General features: G+C 65.9%; 12 protein-coding genes. 6 read left to right on the top strand and 6 right to left on the bottom strand.

The features are described from left to right. Positions 1–5: 5 nt before the first annotated feature. Positions 6–1,448 (top strand): sugar nucleotide-binding protein, encoded by a 1,443-nt coding sequence (locus tag G6N35_RS11610; RefSeq protein ID WP_163804383.1) that lies wholly within the window; start codon positions 6–8, stop codon positions 1,446–1,448. Here the strand turns inward: G6N35_RS11610 and G6N35_RS11605 are convergent. From G6N35_RS11605 to G6N35_RS11585, 5 genes are all read right to left on the bottom strand, one after another. After that, positions 1,441–4,389 (bottom strand): MMPL/RND family transporter, encoded by a 2,949-nt coding sequence (locus tag G6N35_RS11605; protein ID WP_163804382.1) that lies wholly within the window; start codon positions 4,387–4,389, stop codon positions 1,441–1,443. The genes G6N35_RS11610 and G6N35_RS11605 overlap by 8 nt on opposite strands. Continuing rightward, the gene (locus G6N35_RS11600; RefSeq protein ID WP_163804381.1) at positions 4,390–7,269 is read right to left on the bottom strand and encodes an MMPL/RND family transporter; all 2,880 of its coding nucleotides are present in this window, start codon (positions 7,267–7,269) and stop codon (positions 4,390–4,392) included. Then, a complete protein-coding gene (locus tag G6N35_RS11595; RefSeq protein ID WP_163807619.1) occupies positions 7,266–7,688 on the bottom strand; it encodes an MmpS family transport accessory protein in 423 nt (140 codons plus the stop codon). Before G6N35_RS11595 ends, G6N35_RS11600 begins: the two co-directional genes overlap by 4 nt. 504 nt (positions 7,689–8,192) lie before the next feature. Then, complete coding sequence (locus tag G6N35_RS11590; protein ID WP_163804380.1) at positions 8,193–9,515, bottom strand: hypothetical protein; 1,323 nt, start codon at positions 9,513–9,515, stop codon at positions 8,193–8,195. A gap of 230 nt (positions 9,516–9,745) precedes the next feature. After that, complete coding sequence (locus G6N35_RS11585; protein WP_163804379.1) at positions 9,746–11,089, bottom strand: hypothetical protein; 1,344 nt, start codon at positions 11,087–11,089, stop codon at positions 9,746–9,748. Between the two features lie 331 nt (positions 11,090–11,420). Between G6N35_RS11585 and G6N35_RS11580 the strand changes: the two genes are divergently transcribed. From G6N35_RS11580 to G6N35_RS11570, 3 genes are all read left to right on the top strand, one after another. Next, a complete protein-coding gene (locus tag G6N35_RS11580) occupies positions 11,421–12,689 on the top strand; it encodes a glycosyltransferase (RefSeq protein ID WP_163804378.1) in 1,269 nt (422 codons plus the stop codon). A gap of 98 nt (positions 12,690–12,787) precedes the next feature. Continuing rightward, on the top strand, positions 12,788–13,594 hold the full coding sequence (locus tag G6N35_RS11575) for a TylF/MycF/NovP-related O-methyltransferase (RefSeq protein ID WP_163807618.1): 807 nt from the start codon (positions 12,788–12,790) through the stop codon (positions 13,592–13,594). Between the two features lie 41 nt (positions 13,595–13,635). After that, positions 13,636–14,625: a Gfo/Idh/MocA family protein gene (locus G6N35_RS11570; RefSeq protein WP_163804377.1), complete on the top strand. Its 990-nt coding sequence runs from the start codon at positions 13,636–13,638 to the stop codon at positions 14,623–14,625. On the opposite strand, the gene G6N35_RS11565 is transcribed toward G6N35_RS11570, so the two are convergent. Continuing rightward, positions 14,613–15,401, bottom strand: a complete 789-nt coding sequence (locus G6N35_RS11565) for an alpha/beta fold hydrolase (RefSeq protein WP_163804376.1) — start codon at positions 15,399–15,401, stop codon at positions 14,613–14,615. The genes G6N35_RS11570 and G6N35_RS11565 overlap by 13 nt on opposite strands. A gap of 79 nt (positions 15,402–15,480) precedes the next feature. Between G6N35_RS11565 and G6N35_RS11560 the strand changes: the two genes are divergently transcribed. Together G6N35_RS11560 and G6N35_RS11555 are read left to right on the top strand one after the other, a co-directional pair. Beyond that, complete coding sequence (locus tag G6N35_RS11560) at positions 15,481–16,482, top strand: Gfo/Idh/MocA family protein (protein ID WP_163804375.1); 1,002 nt, start codon at positions 15,481–15,483, stop codon at positions 16,480–16,482. Between the two features lie 115 nt (positions 16,483–16,597). Further along, complete coding sequence (locus tag G6N35_RS11555) at positions 16,598–17,596, top strand: Gfo/Idh/MocA family protein (RefSeq protein WP_163804374.1); 999 nt, start codon at positions 16,598–16,600, stop codon at positions 17,594–17,596. Positions 17,597–17,606 lie beyond the last annotated feature (10 nt).

Raw genomic sequence — 17,606 nt, 5'->3', positions numbered from 1 at the left:
GCTCAATGACGGAGTACGGCAAGGCTCTTCGGGCGACGGCCACCCCCATTCCGGGTCTGACGATCTGGGAGTTGCCCGTCCACGGCGACAACCGCGGCTGGTTCAAGGAGAACTGGCAGCGCGAGAAGATGATCGCCGCCGGGATGCCGGATTTCGGTCCCGTGCAGCAGAACATCTCGTTCAACGATGCGGCCGGTACCACCCGCGGAATCCATGCTGAGCCGTGGGACAAGTACATCTCGGTGGGCTCCGGACGGATCTTCGGCGCGTGGGTGGATCTGCGCGAGGGCCCGACCTTCGGCGCCGTGTTCAGCGCCGAACTCGATCCGTCCCGCGCGGTGTTCGTCCCGCGGGGAGTGGGCAATTCGTTCCAGACGCTGGAGCCCAACACCGTCTACAGCTATCTGGTCAATGACCACTATCGCGCTGATGTCGCCTACCCGTCGCTGCACCCGGGCGACCCTGCCGTCGGCATCGACTGGCCGATCCCACTGGATCGGGCCGAACTGTCGGCCAAGGACCGCGCCCAGGGCCCACTGTCGGCGGTGACCCCGATTCCGCGGCGCACGATGCTGGTGATCGGTGCCGGCGGCCAGCTCGGCCAGGCGCTGCGGGCGGCCTACGCCGACGCAACCCATGTCGAGTTCGCCCAGCGCGCCGATATCGATCTGGCCGCCGGGTCACTGGCCGATGCCCGCCCCTGGCGGGAGTACGACACGATCGTCAATGCGGCGGCCTACACCGCCGTCGATGCCGCGGAGACGCCGGAGGGCCGGGCCGCGGCGTGGGCCACCAACGTCACCGGCGTCGGCGAACTGGCCAGAGTCGCTGCTGCGCACCGCATCACGCTGGTGCACGTGTCCAGCGACTACGTCTTCGACGGGACCGCCACCCAGCCCTACCGCGAGGACGACGCTATCGCCCCGCTGGGGGTGTATGGGCAGACCAAGGCCGCCGGTGACCAGATCGTGGCCGCGGTGCCCCGGCACTACATCGTGCGAACCTCCTGGGTGATCGGCGAGGGCCGGAATTTCGTGCGCACCATGCTGTCGCTTGCCGAACGCGGTGTCGATCCTTCAGTGGTCGACGACCAATTCGGGCGATTGACGTTTGCCAATGAAATCGCCCGAGCGATAAGGCATCTCATCGATGTGCAGGCGCCGTACGGCGTTTACAACATCAGTGGTGCGGGCGCGGTGGGCTCCTGGGCGGACGTGGCGCGGCGCACCTTCGAACTGGCCGGCCACGATCCGGGTCGGGTCACCGGCGTGAGCACCGCCGCGTACTTCGCCAAGGCCGCGGGGCCGGTGGCGCCCCGGCCGCCGCGCAGTGCGCTGGATCTGACGAAGATCGAGGCCACCGGTTTCGTGCCTGCCGATGCCGACGACATGCTGGCGAAGTATGTGCTTGCGGAGAGCCGCGAAACCAACGGGTCGCCGGTCAGCTGACGGGCCGGGGGAGTTCCGCGGTGACCGCGGCATCCTCGGGGTGAGGTTCGTTGCGCTCCAGCAACTCCCGAACCGACACCCGGGTACCGTACGCACGCAGCATCTGGCTGGCCGGCCGCGGCCGCACGATCTGCGGCCACCAGAACCAGCGGCCCAGCAGGGCCGCGATCGACGGTGTCATGAACGAGCGCACCACCAGGGTGTCGAACAACAATCCCAGCGCGATGGTGGTGCCGACCTGGCCGATGATCTGCAGGTCGCTGGCCAGCATCGCGGCCATGGTAAAGGCGAAGACCAGTCCTGCGTTGGTGACGACCTTGCCGGTACTGCCCATCGCGCGGATGATGCCGGTGTTGATACCGGCGGCGATCTCCTCTTTCATCCGTGCGACCAGCAACAGGTTGTAGTCCGAACCCACGGCCAGCAGCACGATGACCGACATCGGCAGCACCATCCAGTGCAGCTTGATGCCGAAGATGTACTGCCAGATCAGCACTGACAGACCGAACGACGATCCCAATGACAGGGCCACCGTGCCGACGATCACCAGAGCGGCGATCAGGCTGCGGGTGATCACCAGCATGATGATGAAGATCAGGCACAGCGCGCCGACGCCGGCGATCAACAGGTCGTACCTGGAACCGTCGCGGAAATCCTTGAATGTCGAGGCGGTGCCGGCCAGGTAGATCGTGGCGCCCGACAGCGGGGTGGTCTTGAGGGCTTCCTCGGCGGCGGTACGGATCTTGTCGGTGCGGGCTATCCCTTCCGGCGTGGCCGGATCGCCCTTGTGCGAGATGATGAATCGCGCCGATCTACCGTCGGGGGACAGGAACGAGCCCATCGCCTTCTTGAAGTCGGCGTTGTCGAAGACTTCCGGCGGCAGATAGAAGGTGTCGTCGTCCTTTGCGGCGTCGTAGGCCTGGCCCATGGCGTTGGCGTCGTTGTTGGTGTCGTCGATGACGTCGAGGCTGCCGGACATGGTGGCGTGCATCGCCTTCGACATGTCCCGCATCTGCTCCAAGATGGCGATCTGCCGAGGCATCTCGTTGAGCAGCCTGGTCTGCAGTACGTCCAGGTTGCTCAGGGTGGGAAGGAGCTCCTGCAGCTTCTCCGTCGCCTCGTTCACTCCATCGATCGCATCGAAAATGCTTCTGATGGACCAGCACATCGGGATGTTGTAGCAGTGCGGTTCCCAGTACAGATAGTTACGGATGGGCCGGAAGAAGTCGTCGAATTGCGCGACCGCGTCGCGCAACTGAGCCACGACGTCGGCCATCTGCGCCGTCAGCTCGATCGACTTGTGCGTCGTGACCGTGATCTGCTTCTGGAATTCGTACATCCGTTTGAGCAGTGCCACCTGCTTGTCCATCAGCGTGGCCATCTCGCCCATCTGGTCGACCTGGCCCCGCATGAACTTCATGCTCTGCACCTGGGATGCGCTCTGCAAGCTGATCAGGAAGGGGATCGAGGTGTGCTCGATGGGTGTGCCTTCCGGCCTGGTGATGCCCTGGACGCGGGAGATCCCGGGCACCCGGAAGATCGCCTTGGCGAGCTTGTGCAGGATCAGGAAGTCTGCGGGGTTGCGCATGTCCCGGTCCGATTCGATCATCAGGATCTCGGGCATCATGCGGGCCTGGGTGAAATGCCGCTGGGCCGCGGCGTATCCGACGTTGGCCGGAATGTCGTCGGGGATGTACAGGCGGTCGTTGTAACTGGTCTGGTAGCCCGGCAGCGCAATCAGGCCCAACGACGCCACGGCCAGCGTCGCGACGAGAATCGGTGCGGGCCAGCGGACGATCGCGGTGCCGACCCGACGCCAGCGCCGGACTCCCATCTTGCGCTTGGGATCGAACAGGCCGACCCGGCCGCCGACGGTCAGCGTGGCCGGCACCAGGGTGACGGCCACCGCGACCGCAACCACCATGCCGATCGCACAGGGCACACCGATGGTCTGGAAGATCGGTAGCCGGGTGAAGCTGAGGCAGAGCATGGCGCCTGCGATCGTCAAACCCGAACCCAGGACGACGGGGGCGACGCCGCGAAAGGTGCTGTAGTAGGCGGACTCCCGGTCTTCACCGTCCTGGCGGGCCTCCTGGTAGCGCCCGAAGAAGAAGATGCCGTAGTCGGTCCCGGCGGCCATCGCCAGAGCCACCAGGAGATTCACCGCGAAGGTGGACAGCGAGAAGACATCGTGGTCGGCGAGGAAGGCGACGATGCCCCGAGCCGCGAAGAGTTCGGCGCCGACCGTGACGAGCAGGGCGATCACCGTGATGATCGACCGGTACACCATGAGCAGCACCGCGAAGATGATGACGGCGCCGATCAAGGTCATCTTCAGGATCGAGCGGTCACCGGCGTGCTGCATGTCGCTGGACAGCGCCGCGGGACCGGTGACGTAGGCCTTGACGCCCGGTGGCGGTGGCGTCTGGTCGACGATACGTCGCACGGCGGCGATCGAATCCTGGCCGAGGGTTGTGCCCTGGTTTCCGGCCAGGTTCAACTGCACGTAGACGGCCTTGCCGTCAGCGCTCTGCGCCCCGGCGGCGGTGAGCCGGTCACTCCACAGGTCCTGGACGTGTTCGACGTGAGTCGGGTCGTCCTTGAGTTTGCGGATCAGCGTGTCGTAGTAGGTGTGGACGTCGTCGCCGAGGCGCTGTTGCCCTTCGAGGACGAGCATCGCGAAGCTGTCGGACGTGGACTCCTTGAAGTCGGCGCCGATACGTTGCATGGCCTGTACGGCCGGCGCATCCTGCGGCGCCAGCGGAACCGAGTGCTCGCGGCCCACGGTCTCCAGCCACGGACCGAAGAATGTCGCGATCAGCGCGAAGGACACCCAGAACAGGACGATCGGGATCGAGAGCGCCCGAATGGTTCGCGCTACCCGAGGTCGCGGCGGGCGCTCCTGGCCTACCCGGTCGTCGGCGGACTGCACAGTCGGCATCTAGTCTTGCTGGCCCATCAGCAGGGCACGCACCAGCGGGCGGGGACCGGTGGGCCGCAGCATGGTGCTGGCGGGCCGCGGCCGAACCTGCTGCGGCCACCAGAACCAGCGACCGAGTAGTGCCGCAATCGAGGGAGTCATGAACGCGCGCACCACCAAGGTGTCGAACAGCAGCCCCAAGCCGATGGTGGTGCCGACCTGACCGATGCTGGTCAGATCACTCACCAGCATCGACATCATGGTGAAGGCGAACACCAGGCCGGCGTTGGTCACCACCTTGCCGGTGCCGCCCATCGCGCGAATGATGCCGGTGTTGATACCCGCGCCGATCTCCTCTTTCATCCGCGCCACCAGCAACAGGTTGTAGTCCGAACCCACCGCTAACAGGATGATCACCGACATGACCAACACCGCCCAGTGAATTTGGACGCCGAGCACGTACTGCCAGACGAACACCGACAGCCCGAATGATGCGCCGAGTGAGATCAGCACTGTCCCAACGATCACCAGTGCGGCGATCAGGCTTCGGGTCATGATCAGCATGACGATGAAGATCAGACAGATCGCGGCGACCACGGCGATCATCAAGTCGTATTCGGAACCTTCGACGATGTCCTTGGTTCCCGCCGCGGTCCCGGTGAGGAATATCCCGGCGCCCTCCAGCGGGGTGCCCTTGAGGGCCTCCTCGGCTGCGGACTTGATGTCGTCGACGTGCGACATGCCCTCGGGTGTCGACGGGTCGCCCTTCTGCGAGATCAGCATCCGGGCCGCGGTGCCGTCCGACGACAGGAAGATGTCCATCACCCGCTTGAAATCTTCGTTCTTGAAGACCTCCGGCGGGATGTAGAAGGAATCGTCGTTCTGCGCGGAGTCGAAGGCCTTGCCCATCGCGGTGGAATTGGCTGTGCCATCGTCCATTTGACCGAACACACCGCTCATGGTGCTGTGCATCGTCAGCAGCATGGTCCGCATGCTCTTCATGATCGCGAGCATCTCGGGGAACTGGGCCACCAGCTGAGGCATCAGCGCGTCGAGCTTGTCGAGCTCGTTGACCATCTCACCGAGCTTGTCGGTGAGGGCGCTCACCCCGTCGAGGGTGTCGAAGATCGACTTGATCGAGAAGCACAGCGGAATGTCGTAGCAGTGCGGCTCCCAGTAGAAATAGTTGCGAATCGGTCGCCAGAAATCCTCGAAATCCGAGATGTGATCCCGCAGTTCGTTGGTGATCAGCTGCATCTCGTGGGTCTTCTCGACCATGGTGTGGGTGGTGGCCACCAGCTGCTGCATGATGGCGAACATCCGCTCCATGATCGTGATGGTCTCGCCCATCATGTCGGCCTGCTTGAGCAGGTCGCCCATCCGCACCTTCTGGAATTGCATGAACTGCTGCTGACCGGCCTGCTGCATGCTGAGCAGGTAGGGGATCGTGGTGTGCGCGATCGGAGTTCCCTCCGGCCGGGTCACCGACTGCACCTTGGAGATCCCCGGCACCGCGAGCACGGCCTTGGCCAGCTTGTTGAGGATCAGGAAGTCGGCGGGGTTGCGCAGATCATGGTCTGACTGAACCATCAGAATCTCCGGCGACTTCATGGCCGACGGCGGGAAGTGTCGTGCCGCGGCAGCCAGGCCGAGGGTGGCGGGGATGTTCTTGGGCAGGTACTCCTGGTCGTTGTAGCTCGGTTTGAAGCCAGGCAGCGTGAGCAATCCGACGAGTGCGACGGCCAGTGACGCCACCAGGATCGGACCCGGCCAGCGCACGATGGCCGTTCCGATCCGGCGCCACCCACGAACTTTGAGGACTCGTTTGGGGTCGAAGAGCCCGAACCGGCTACCCGCGGCGATCAACGCCGGGAACAGCGTGAGAGCGACCGCGACGGCGACCACGATGCCTACCGCGCAGGGCACACCGAGAACCTTGAAGAACGGCAGCCGGGTGAAACTCAGGCACAGCACCGCCCCGGCGATCGTCAGCCCGGAGGCCAGGACCACCTTGGCCACACCGTGGTAGGTCGTGTAGTAAGCGGTCTCCCGGTCTTCCCCGGCCTGCCGCGCCTCCTGGTATCGGCCGACGAAGAAGATGCCGTAGTCGGTGCCTGCCGCGATGACCAGTGACACCAGCAGGTTCACGGCAAACGTTGTCAGGCCGATGAATTCGTGATGGCCGAGGAAGGCGACGATTCCGCGGGCAACCTGCAATTCGATGCCGACCACGAAGAGCAGGAGAAAGACCGTGACGATGGAGCGGTAGACGAACAGCAGCGTGATGCAGATGACCCCGACACTGACCGCGGTCACCAGCAGGACGGTGCTGTCACCGCTCTTGGCCATGTCTGCGACGATCGCTGCAGGTCCGGTGATGTAGGCCTTGACCCCGGGTGGCGGCGGAGTCTGGGCGACGGTGCGCTGGATGGCGGCGATGGAATCGTTGGCCTGCGCCTCGCCGGGATTACCGGTCACGGTGATCTGGGCGTAAGCGGCTTTGCCGTCGGAACTCTCCGCCGCCGCCCGGGTGAGGTCGTCGCCCCAGAAATTCTGGATGTGCTTGACGTGGGCCGGGTCCTTCTCGAACTGGTCGATCAGGCGGTCGTAGAACCCATGGGCGTCGGCCCCCAGCGGTTGCTCACCTTCGAGAACCAGGAAAGCCATACTGCCGGAATCGTTTTCCTTGAACGCATCTGAGATGCGCTTGGCCGCAATGAATGCCGGTGCGTCCTCGGGGTTCAGGGACACCGAGTGCTCGGCCGAAACCTGTTCCAGCGTGGGAAGCGTCAGACCCATGACGACGACGAAGCCGATCCACGCCAGGATGACCGGAATCGCAAATCGGTGCAGCGTCCGCGCCACGAAGGGCTGCCGGGTGTGCAGCTGGTGGTTGCTCATGCGGCCTTCAGCATGCAGGAAACGAAGGAACTGACCTCGTGATTGGTCACCTTCTCGGTCTTCACCTCATCGCCCACCGTGATGCGGCAACCGATGGTGTCGGTGTCGCCCTGTGCCGCGACACTTCCGATGCCCGCCGCACCGACCATCGGGAAGGAGAACGTCCACGGCAGGCTGACGCCCTGGATGAACTGTGGGTCGCCGTTCTCGTTGAAGTAACTGATCTGGGCCACCGTGCCGGGGGCTCCCCATACCTCGTACTTCAGATACTTCGGATTGATCGGCTTGGCGGTGTCGGTCCGGGTGTCGCCGTAGGCGACGGGCTTCTGGGAGCCGAAGATCCCATGCAGCCGCGACACCGTGAACCCGCCGGCCACCACCACCGCCAGGACGACCAGCGGGATCCAGAGCCGTCGCAGAAGGCCGAAGATCCGCGAGCTGGCCGGGCGGCGCTTCCTGGCCGACGATCCGTCGGTTGCGGGCGGCGTCAAAGACTCGCGCCCACGCCGGCCGAACTTCCGTGACGAGCTAGCCACTTTGCTGGCGTCCGCGGCGCCGGTAGCAGTGATCTCGGAGTGTGGTGGTTCCACGTCAGGCAGTTCGCCCTCGACCACCGCATCCACCGTCTCCACCTTTCCACCGGTATCCGGCGCTGACGCTGCGTCAGCAGGTCCCACATGCGGCAACGCGCTGTGTTGCGCCGCTCACGGTACCGTTAACGTGGCCGGCGTCACACTAGCCGGTCCCGCCCACACAACATCCGTCAACGACTGGAAGAGCCCCGACCAGATTGATACGAGAGTTAACCACGTTGGCGGCCCAATGTGAACGTGTTCACAGGCAACCGAGATGCGGACGCAGGTCTCGTTGGCGAATGGGGACGACGCCCGGCCCCTGATCGCGGTTCGGTGACCTCGCCTCGCTCAATCGATGTCTGCGACCAGGCTGAACTCCGCCAGGGTGCACGCAGCCAGGGCGCGTAACTCGGCTCGGGTGGTCACCGAACCGGGCTGATAACCGCTGACGTAGATGCCGACCCGGTTGATCTCGGCCGACGTTCCGATGAAGAGGTGTAGTTGACTGCCCATCCGGTCGAGCCAGTGCCGGGTGAGATGCTGACTCGCCCCGCGGGCGAAGACGTCATCGCAGCGGGATCCGTCGGGCCGGATGGCGGCCGGGCCGGTATCGCCCAGGTTGGAACACACCGCCGGATATTCGGGGTCACTCAACGCCGACTCGACCATCAACCGCCAGGCCTGCTTCGGTGTGAACGGGGTCAGCGCAGCGAGCTCCGCGGATTCGTCGGGCGAGTCCCGGTGCGTCTGCAGCGCCTGTTTGATGGCTGCTCGTGCGCCGCGAAGGTCGGCGGTCACGCCGGTCGGGTCGAGCCGCGCGCGCACGAAGGACACCGCGATCGCCCGGACGTCGTCCGCAGTGCGGTCATTGACCACCAGAAGTACGGGCACACCGTCACAGTCGCCGTGCCGGCGTCCCATGTGCTGGTCCAGCCGTGCGGTGACGGCCGCCGCAAGGGTGCTGGCCGTCCCGCCGAGTGCCTCCGCACGGGCACTCCACTCGTCGAGGTTGATCCGGATCCACACGCTGGGCATCGTGATCGGGTCGTGCGGGTTGCCGTCCTGCCCGGCGGGGCGTGACGCCTTTGCCCGGGCCACGTCGTCGACACGACCGCGTGCCCCCCTGACCGCGACGGCGAATGCCCGCGCGACGGGCCCGGTGTCGTGCAGGCACGCCGCGGAATCCTGGATCAGCGCGCGCACCCGGCCGCGCGACCGCGGCGGCGGATAGTCAAGGTGGCGCGGCAGGTTCAGGGCGGCCTCGGTCACCGCCAGGGCGCCACCGATGCCGTCGATCACGTAGTGGGACAGCACCAGGCTGATGGCGGTCGAGCCGTCGGTGAGCGGCAGCACGCTCAACCGCCAGCCGGGCCCCCGTTCCGGGTCGACCGGTTCTCGGGTGCATTCGTCGAACCAGTCGCCGAGTTCGGCGCGTGGACGCGCTGCCGCGGCGAGCTCGATCTCGGTGGGTTGGTCATCGACCACCCACCTGTGCCGCCCGAATGGCAACGGGGAACGCTCGATACGACGACCCAGCAGCCCGTGACTCAGGTTGTGGTGAAATCCGTTGAGCTCATCGAGGTCTACGGCATGCCGGTAGAGCCAGCCGACCTGCATGACCTCTTTCTGGCCGGCGGCGCGGTGGCCGTCGAAAAAGGCTTGATCCAGCAAGGCCAGCTGATTGTCCGGCCGTGTGGTGCCGTGAAATTCGTGGCGACTCGGGGATACGCGGATGGGCCGTATCCGTGCTGCCACTGATTGGCCTCCAATGAGAAAGGGTCTGGTCGCGCCGACCGGAGGCTCATGCGATCGGGTGGGGATCGGCGCGGAATGAGACCATTCGAGGCTTCACAGTAGACGACCCGGGCGCTCGTCCGGGGGACTATGAACTTCTGCCCAAGTCAGTCGATCAGGCCGGTGAGTCCGAACTCGTGCAGGGTCCGCTCGACGAGGTCCATCAACTCCGCCTTCGTCGTCACCGACCCCGGGTGGTAGCCGCGAATGTGCAGGCCGACCTTGTTCATCTCCACCGAGGTGCCGAAGTAGAGGTTCAACTGGCTACCGATCCGGTCCAGCCACTGTTGCGTCATGTGCTGGCTCGTCCCGCGCGCGAAGGCCGAGTCACACGGCTCCCCGTCGGGACGGATCACCGCCGGTCCGGTATCGCCGAGATTGGAACAGACCGCCGGCTGGTCGGGATCGTTGAGGGCATGCTCGACCAGCTGGATCCACGCCCGCCTAGGGGTGAACGGTGTCAGCGCGACGAATTGTGTTGACTCGTCGCGGGTTTCCTTCAGCTCTGCCAGACCCTTCTTGACGGCGGTGCGCGCCGCGGTCAGGTCCGAGGTCAAATCGGACGGGTCGATGCTGAGCCGGGCGAACGACACCGCGACCGCCCGCACGTCACCCAGGGTTCGTTCGTTGACCAACAGCAGCACCTTGACGTCGTTGGTGTCGCCGTGGCTGCGCCCCATGAGTTCGTCGAGTTTGGCCGTCAGGGCGACGGCCAGCGTGCTGCCGGATCCGCCGAGTGCTTCGGCGCGCGCATTCCAGACGTCCATGTCCATCCGGACCCAGGCGCTGGGCACTGTCACGGAAGTGTCCGCGGTGCTGGTCAGCGCCGGCGGGGGTGCGGTCGGCTGCTGCCTGGAATCATCGGTGCGCCGACGGCGGGCCTCTTTGGCCGCCGCGACGAGCGATTTCGCGACCGCCGGAATCTCCCGCGCGGTGTCGACGGTGTCTTCCAGGATCGCCTGCAGTGTGCGCCGCGACCGGGGCGGTGGATAACCCTGCCCGCTGGTGTCACCCATGCTGGCCAATGCCACGCCGACCACTGCGCCGATACCGTCCACCACGTAGTGCGAGATCACCAGGGTGGCGGCAGCGGTGCCGTCGGTGAACGACACGACCGACAATCGCCAGCCGGGCCCTCGTTCCGGATCGATCGGCAACTGGGAGCGTTCCTCGAGCCAGTCGGCGAGTTCACTACGGGGGCGGGGTGACTCGGCGACATCGAGCTCGGTGGGCTGCTTGTCCCACACCCATCGGTAGCGGCCGAAGGGCAGCGGGGAGCGTTCGATGCGCCGGCCCAGCAAGCCGTAGGCCAGATCGTGGTGGAACCGCTTGAGCTTGTCCATGTCGATGGGGCGCTCGTAGATCCACGCGACCTGCATGACCTCGTTCTGGCCGGCGGCCTGATGGCCGGCGTAGAAGGCTTGGTCCATCAGAACGAGTCGATTGTCCACCGGCGCTTCACCTTTGGCGTCGCTGTTCTCCGATGATGCTCGTGCGCGACGAATCCCGACTGCCACTGATCAGCCTCCGATGAGACAGGGTTCACCGTCGAACCCGTTTGGTGACGACAGGGTAGCCGACATCCGGGTGTGGTCTGCCGTGGATGCGCTGGTCTGACGCTCAGGCTGATCGCGCGGGTGGCTGACCGGTCGGCAAATCCTGCCCATTCGCAGTCGGTGGCGCGGGCGCCGCGCTACGCTCCGGGGCGGCCGAGCCGCAGGGCGCAGGTGTCCGCCTCGTATCGCAGCAGACGCACCGCAAGTAAAGGAACACAACCGCGCTATGAAAGTTGTGCTGGCGTTCTACGGGACCCGAGGGGACGTCGAGCCCGGGATCGCACTCGGCCGTGAACTGATGCGCCGGGGACACCAGGTGACCATGGCCGTGCCGCCCGATCTGCTGGCCTCCGCCGAATCCGTCGGGCTCACAGCGGTGGCCTACGGCCCGGACACCCAGGCGTGGCTCGAGGACACCCGCGACTTCTGGGCGTACTTCTTCCGCAACTTCTGGCGGGTCCGCGACGTGCAGAAGCACTTCCGGGAATCCCGCGAACCGGGGACGCGCGCCTGGGCGGAGATGAGCGCGATGCTGACTGCACTCACCGGCGATGCCGACCTGATCGTCACCGGGGTGAGCTACGAGGAACTCGCCCTGAACGTCGCTGAGTATCAAGGTATCCCGCTGGCCACGGTGTTGTGGTTCCCGATCCGGGTCAACGGCCACCTGGTCCCGAGTCTGCCGGCGCCGGTCACCCGTGCGGCGATGAAGGCCTACGAGTGGTTGGTGTGGCTGGGCCTGAAGAAGGTCGAGGACACCCAGCGCCGTGAGCTGGCGCTGCCCCCGGTGAAGGGTCCGGTCTCGCGGCGGATCGTCGAGCGCCGCGCCCTGGAGATCCAGGCCTACGACGACGTCTGCTTTCCCGGCTTGGCCGCCGAGTGGGTGAGGTGGAAGGACCAGCGGCCGTTCGTGGGAACGCTCACCCTCGAGCAGGCCACCCGCGCCGATGACGATGTCGCCGCCTGGATCGCGGCCGGGACGCCGCCGATCTGTTTCGGATTCGGCAGCATCCCGGTGCAGTCGCCGGCGGACATGCTGGCCATGATCGCCTCGGTTTGCGACACACTCGGGGAGCGGGCGCTGGTGTGCGCCGGCTGGACCGACTTCGGCAACGTCGCGCAGTTCGACCATGTCAAGGTGGTCGGAGCGGTGAACTACGCGACGATCTTCCCGGCCTGCCGTGCGGTCGTGCACCACGGCGGCGCGGGCACCACCGCGGCCGGCCTTCGGGCCGGTGTGCCGACGCTGATCCTGTGGATGGCCGACGTGCAGGTGATCTGGGGGACAGCGGTCAAACACCTCAAGGTCGGCACCTCCCGCCGGTTCTCCACGGCCACCGAGAAGACACTGCTAGCAGACCTGCGGACCATCCTCGCGCCGGACTATGCCGTTCGTGCTCGCGCCATCGGCGCGCGGATGAACCGGCCGGCCGACAGCGTGGCGGCGGCGGCCGATCACGTCGAACGTTTTGTCGGCGTGACGCCCGCCTGCTGACCGGGTCGTCAAATCTTCGAAAACTCTTAAACAGGCGTCGAGTCGGCTTTACACTCAGCGCCGACACGCTGGCATGCGAGACAGGAACCGTCTTGACCATCACCCAACCCGACGTTCGCTCTCTGTACCTTGACCTGCTTCGACGCAATCTGACCAGGTACGGAATGGCTGAGCGGATTCCCTCGGAGTGGCCGCTTCGTCGTCGCCTGCTGCTCAAGACCGTCAACAACATCCTGCCCCGGCTGTCCGGCTCCGACGCCCGCGGCCGCAACCAGCGTGAGCTGGGCCTGGACTGGCCGGCCGAAGCCGAGACCATGATCGGGATGAAACGCCTGACCAGTCTTCAGGAATCCGTCGAGACGGTCATCAAGGAGGACATCCCGGGCGACCTCATCGAGTGCGGGGTGTGGCGCGGCGGTGCCTGCATCCTCATGCGCGCGGTACTGGCGGCCTACGGTGACCACACCCGGTCGGTGTGGCTCGCCGACTCGTTCCAGGGCGTGCCCCGCTCCGATCCGGATAACTACAAGGCGGACAAGGGAATTCGCGCCGAGTTCGCCGCCGGCATCCTCGGGGTGTCCGAAGCCGAAGTCCGGGCCAACTTCGAGCGGTACGGGTTGCTCGACGACCAGGTCCGTTTCCTGCCCGGGTGGTTCAAGGACACCCTGCAGGATGCGCCGATCGAGAGCATCTCGGTGCTGCGTCTCGACGGTGACCTCTATGAATCCACCATCCAGGCGCTTGACGCGCTCTACCCCCGGTTGTCGCCGGGCGGATTCTGCATTGTCGACGACTACCTGGCTGTCAAGGCATGCGAACAGGCCTGCACCGACTACCGGGCCAAGCACGGGATCACCGCCGAGATCGTCAATATCGACGGGACCGGCGTCCTGTGGCGCAAGTAGCGACCTGTCTACGACGTCCCGCCGGGCACTAGCGAGACTTCATGGTTGATGCGAACGGTCCAGTGCGCATTGGCATCCTGGGCGCGGCACGGATCGCACCGGCAGTCCTCATCAAGCCCGCCAAGGCGAGAGACGATGTCGTGGTTGCGGCCGTGGCCGCCCGCGACGGTGCGCGTGCCCGGGAGTTCGCAACCAAGCACGGCGTATCCCGGGTGCACGACAGTTACCAGGCGCTGATCGACGATCCCGACATCGATGCGGTGTACAACCCACTACCGAATGCGTTGCACGGCAGGTGGACCAAGGCGGCAGTGGCGGCTGGCAAGCACGTGCTGTGTGAAAAGCCGTTCGCAGCCAATGCCGATGAGGCACGCGAGATCGCCGCGTTGGCGGCGGCATCCGATCGGGTGGTCATGGAGGGGCTCTTCTACCGCTACCTGCCGTTCGCGGCGCGGGTGGACGAGATCCTCGCCTCGGGCGAGCTGGGTACTCTGCAACGTGTCGAGGCCGCCAATTGCTTCTGGTTGCCGAAGTTCTCCGATATCCGCTATGACTACTCCCTTGGCGGCGGATCGTTGATGGATCTGGGCTGCTATGTGGTCGACCTGCTGCGGATCTTCACCGGCTCCACCCCGGAGGTGGTGTCCGCCCGCGCCCAGCTCCGTGGTCCGCAGGTGGACCGGGCGATGACCGCCGAGCTGCGGTTTCCCGGCGGTGCCACCGGGCGGGTGCACTGCTCGCTGTGGTCGAAGGATCTGCCGCACTTCAGCGCAACCCTCACCGGGGATCGCGGGGAGTTGGCACTCAATCCGCTGATGCCATTCCAGCGATTCACGGTCCGAAGTGCGAAAGGGAAACGGGTGGAACGCTTCGCGCTGCGCAACCTCTACGCCGACCAACTCAACGCCTTCACGGCCGCGGTGTTGCACGGCGTCCCGGTGAAGACCACACCTGCCGAGTCGGTCGAGACGATGACGGTGATCGACGCGATCTACCGGGCGGCGGGCCTGCCGCCGCGTCAGCCCGGCTGAACGGTCTTGATGAAGGACGGTAGTGGCGTCGACGACAGCCAACTGTCCACCGTGCGCGCGAACATATCCGGATGACGCAGCGGCCAATCGTGGCGCATGCCGGTGGCCAGCCCGTCCACGCCTCGAGGCATCGAACGCGCCAGCACCCCCGCCCATCGACGGATGATCCGGGATTCCTCGGTGCCGGTGATGAACAGAGTTGGGTTCGGTGCGCCGTCCAATGTTCCGGGAAGCGTGAATCCGGCTGAGGCGACGGCGATATGGGCGAGTTGGCGCCCTGAGTTCAGCCGGGCATCGGTCAGGTAGTCATCGGCAGATGCATGGGGGGGCGGTCCATGGTTGTGCCAGTGCCGGTTGATGACGAGCCAGCGAAACCAGGCCGTGCTGGCCAGCGCCCCCACGACTCGGCGGGTCATCGCGACTCCGGTCACCGGGTGAACGAACGTGCCGGACAGCAGGGCCCGGTCGACGAGCTGGGGTTCGGTGGCGAGCAACTGTACGGCGACCTGGGCGCCGAGGGAGAAGCCCACCAGATGTGCGCGCCGTGACGGGATCCGCGACCTGATCAGAGCGGCCACGGACTCGGCCGCGCGGGTGATCTCGAACGGGCCGAGTCCGAAACTCTTGCCGTACTGCGGCAGATCGGGGACCAGACAGCGGTACTGCGGCAACAGTTCCACCACGGGGTTCCATGACCAACCACTCATGATCCCGCCGTGCAGAAAGACCACCGCGGGTACATCGACCTGACCGGACTCGCGTACGAACAGGTCCACGGGCCGATCTTAGCTCCGGCGGGCCACAACGTATCTGTGGATGGGCCGCGAGGCCTGGCGCGGGTGTTAGCATCCGCCGATGGCGGACACAGCGGCCCCGGTGCGGATCGGCATTCTGGGTGCAGCGCGCATCGCCCCCGCGGCGGTGATCAATCCCGCCAAGGACAGCGCAGAAGTCGTCATTGCGGCTGTGGCCGCGCGTGATTCGGCCAGGGCCAGGCAATTCGCGGACCAGCACGGGATCGCGAAGGTACACAGCAGCTACCAGGCGTTGGTCGAGGACCCCGGGATCGATGCGGTCTACAACCCGCTGCCCAATGGCCTGCACGGCAGGTGGACCCGGGCCGCACTCGCTGCCGGAAAGCACGTGCTGTGCGAGAAGCCGTTCGCGGCCAACGCCGACGAGGCCCGCGAGATCGCCGGTCTGGCAGCGGCGTCGGATCGGGTGGTGATGGAGGCCTTTCACTACCGATATCACCCCTTTGTCAGCTACGTGGAGCAGGTCATCGCCTCCGGTGAACTGGGCAATCTGCAGCGGGTCGAGGCGTCGTTCTGCTTCCCGCTGCCCAAGTTCTCCGACATCCGATACGACTACGCCCTGGCCGGTGGTGCCCTCATGGATGCGGGCTGCTATCCGGTCGACATGCTGCGCACGTTCGGCGGTTCGACCCCGGAAGTGCTGTCCGCACAGGCGAAGCTGCGCGATCCCCGGATCGATCGGGCCATCCAGGCAGAGCTGAGGTTCGACGGCGGACACACCGGCCGCCTGCGCTGTTCGATGTGGTCCAGAGATCTGCTGCGCATCAGCGCCACGGTGGTGGGGGACCGTGGCGAGGTCCGGGTGATCAATCCGGTGCTGCCGCAGCTGTTCCACCGCGTCACCGTGTGCACGGCCGAGGGAAAGCGGGTCCAGCGCTTCGGGTCGCGGCCCACCTACTCCTATCAGCTCGATGCGTTCGCCGCCGCGATACTGCGCGGGGAGCCGGTGAAGACGACACCGGCCCAGGCGGTCGAGAACATGACCGTCATCGATGCCATCTACCGCGCGGCGGGGCTGCCGGTCAGGCTGCCTGTGGAATAGCTGAGCCCTGGCGTGCCGCGCCCGTCGGGTCGGGTAAATGCTTTCAGGGACAAGCGCTTTGTGAATCGGGACAGGTCGTGGCATTTTCCGGAGCCCGGCTGGTAGCGTGCCGGGCGTGCCAGACTGTCCGAGCCCTGTCCGAATCGGCATCCTCGGCGCTTCGAGCTACGCGCCGACCACGCTGATCAATCCCGCCAAGGGCAAGGACGACGTGGTGATCGCGGCCGTCGGAGCGCGCGACCAGGCCAGTGCGGACCAGTTCGCCGCCAAGCACGGTATCGCCACCGCGCACGGCAGCTATGCGGCTCTGGTCGACGACCCGACGATCGATGCGGTCTATGTCCTGCTTCCCACCAGCATGCACGGCAGGTGGATGCGGGCCGCGCTTGCCGCAGGCAAACATGTGTTGTGCGAGAAGCCGTTCACCGCAAACTCGGCGGAGGCCCGGGAGATCGCCGAGTTGGCCGCGGCGTCGGATCGGGTGGTGATGGAGGCTGTCCAGGGGCGGTATCACCCGTTGACGTTGCGGGTCGAAGAGATCATCGACTCCGGTGAATTGGGCAAACTGGAGTTCGTCGATGTTGCGCTCTGCGTGATGCTGCCGAAGTTCTCCGGCAACTGCTACAACTACGACCTCGCCGGCGGCGCGATGATGGATGCCGGAAGTTACGTCGTCAACATGTTGCGAACCTTCGGGCGGTCGACGCCGCAGGTGGTATCCGCCAAGGCGAAACTGCGCGACCCGAGGGTGGACAGAGCCATGTCGGCCGAGTTGCGGTACCCCGAGGGACACCGCGGCCGGTTACGGGTCTCGCTGTGGTCGTCCGACTTGTTCCGGGCGACTGCCAAGGTGGTGGGTGATGCCGGGGAGTTACGCTGGCTCAGTCCCGCTGCCCCGCATCTGTTCCCGAAGCTCACCATCAGTTCCGCGCGAGGCAAACGGGTGGAACGCTTTCCCCGCCGCCCGACCTACGACTACCAGCTGGATGCTTTCGTCGCGGCGGTGTCGAAGGGGCATCCGGTGCGGACCACCGCGGAGGGAGCCGTCGAGACCATGACCGTGATCGACGCCATCTACCGAGCCGCCGGGCTGCCGCTGCGCTACCCCAGCTAAGACTGGGTAA

The sequence above is a fragment of the Mycolicibacterium anyangense genome (assembly GCF_010731855.1).
In the GTDB taxonomy this organism is placed as follows: Bacteria; Actinomycetota; Actinomycetes; order Mycobacteriales; family Mycobacteriaceae; genus Mycobacterium; species Mycobacterium anyangense.
The sequence above is the reverse complement of the archived record's forward strand: the minus strand, read 5'-3'. Positions and strand labels throughout refer to the sequence as shown.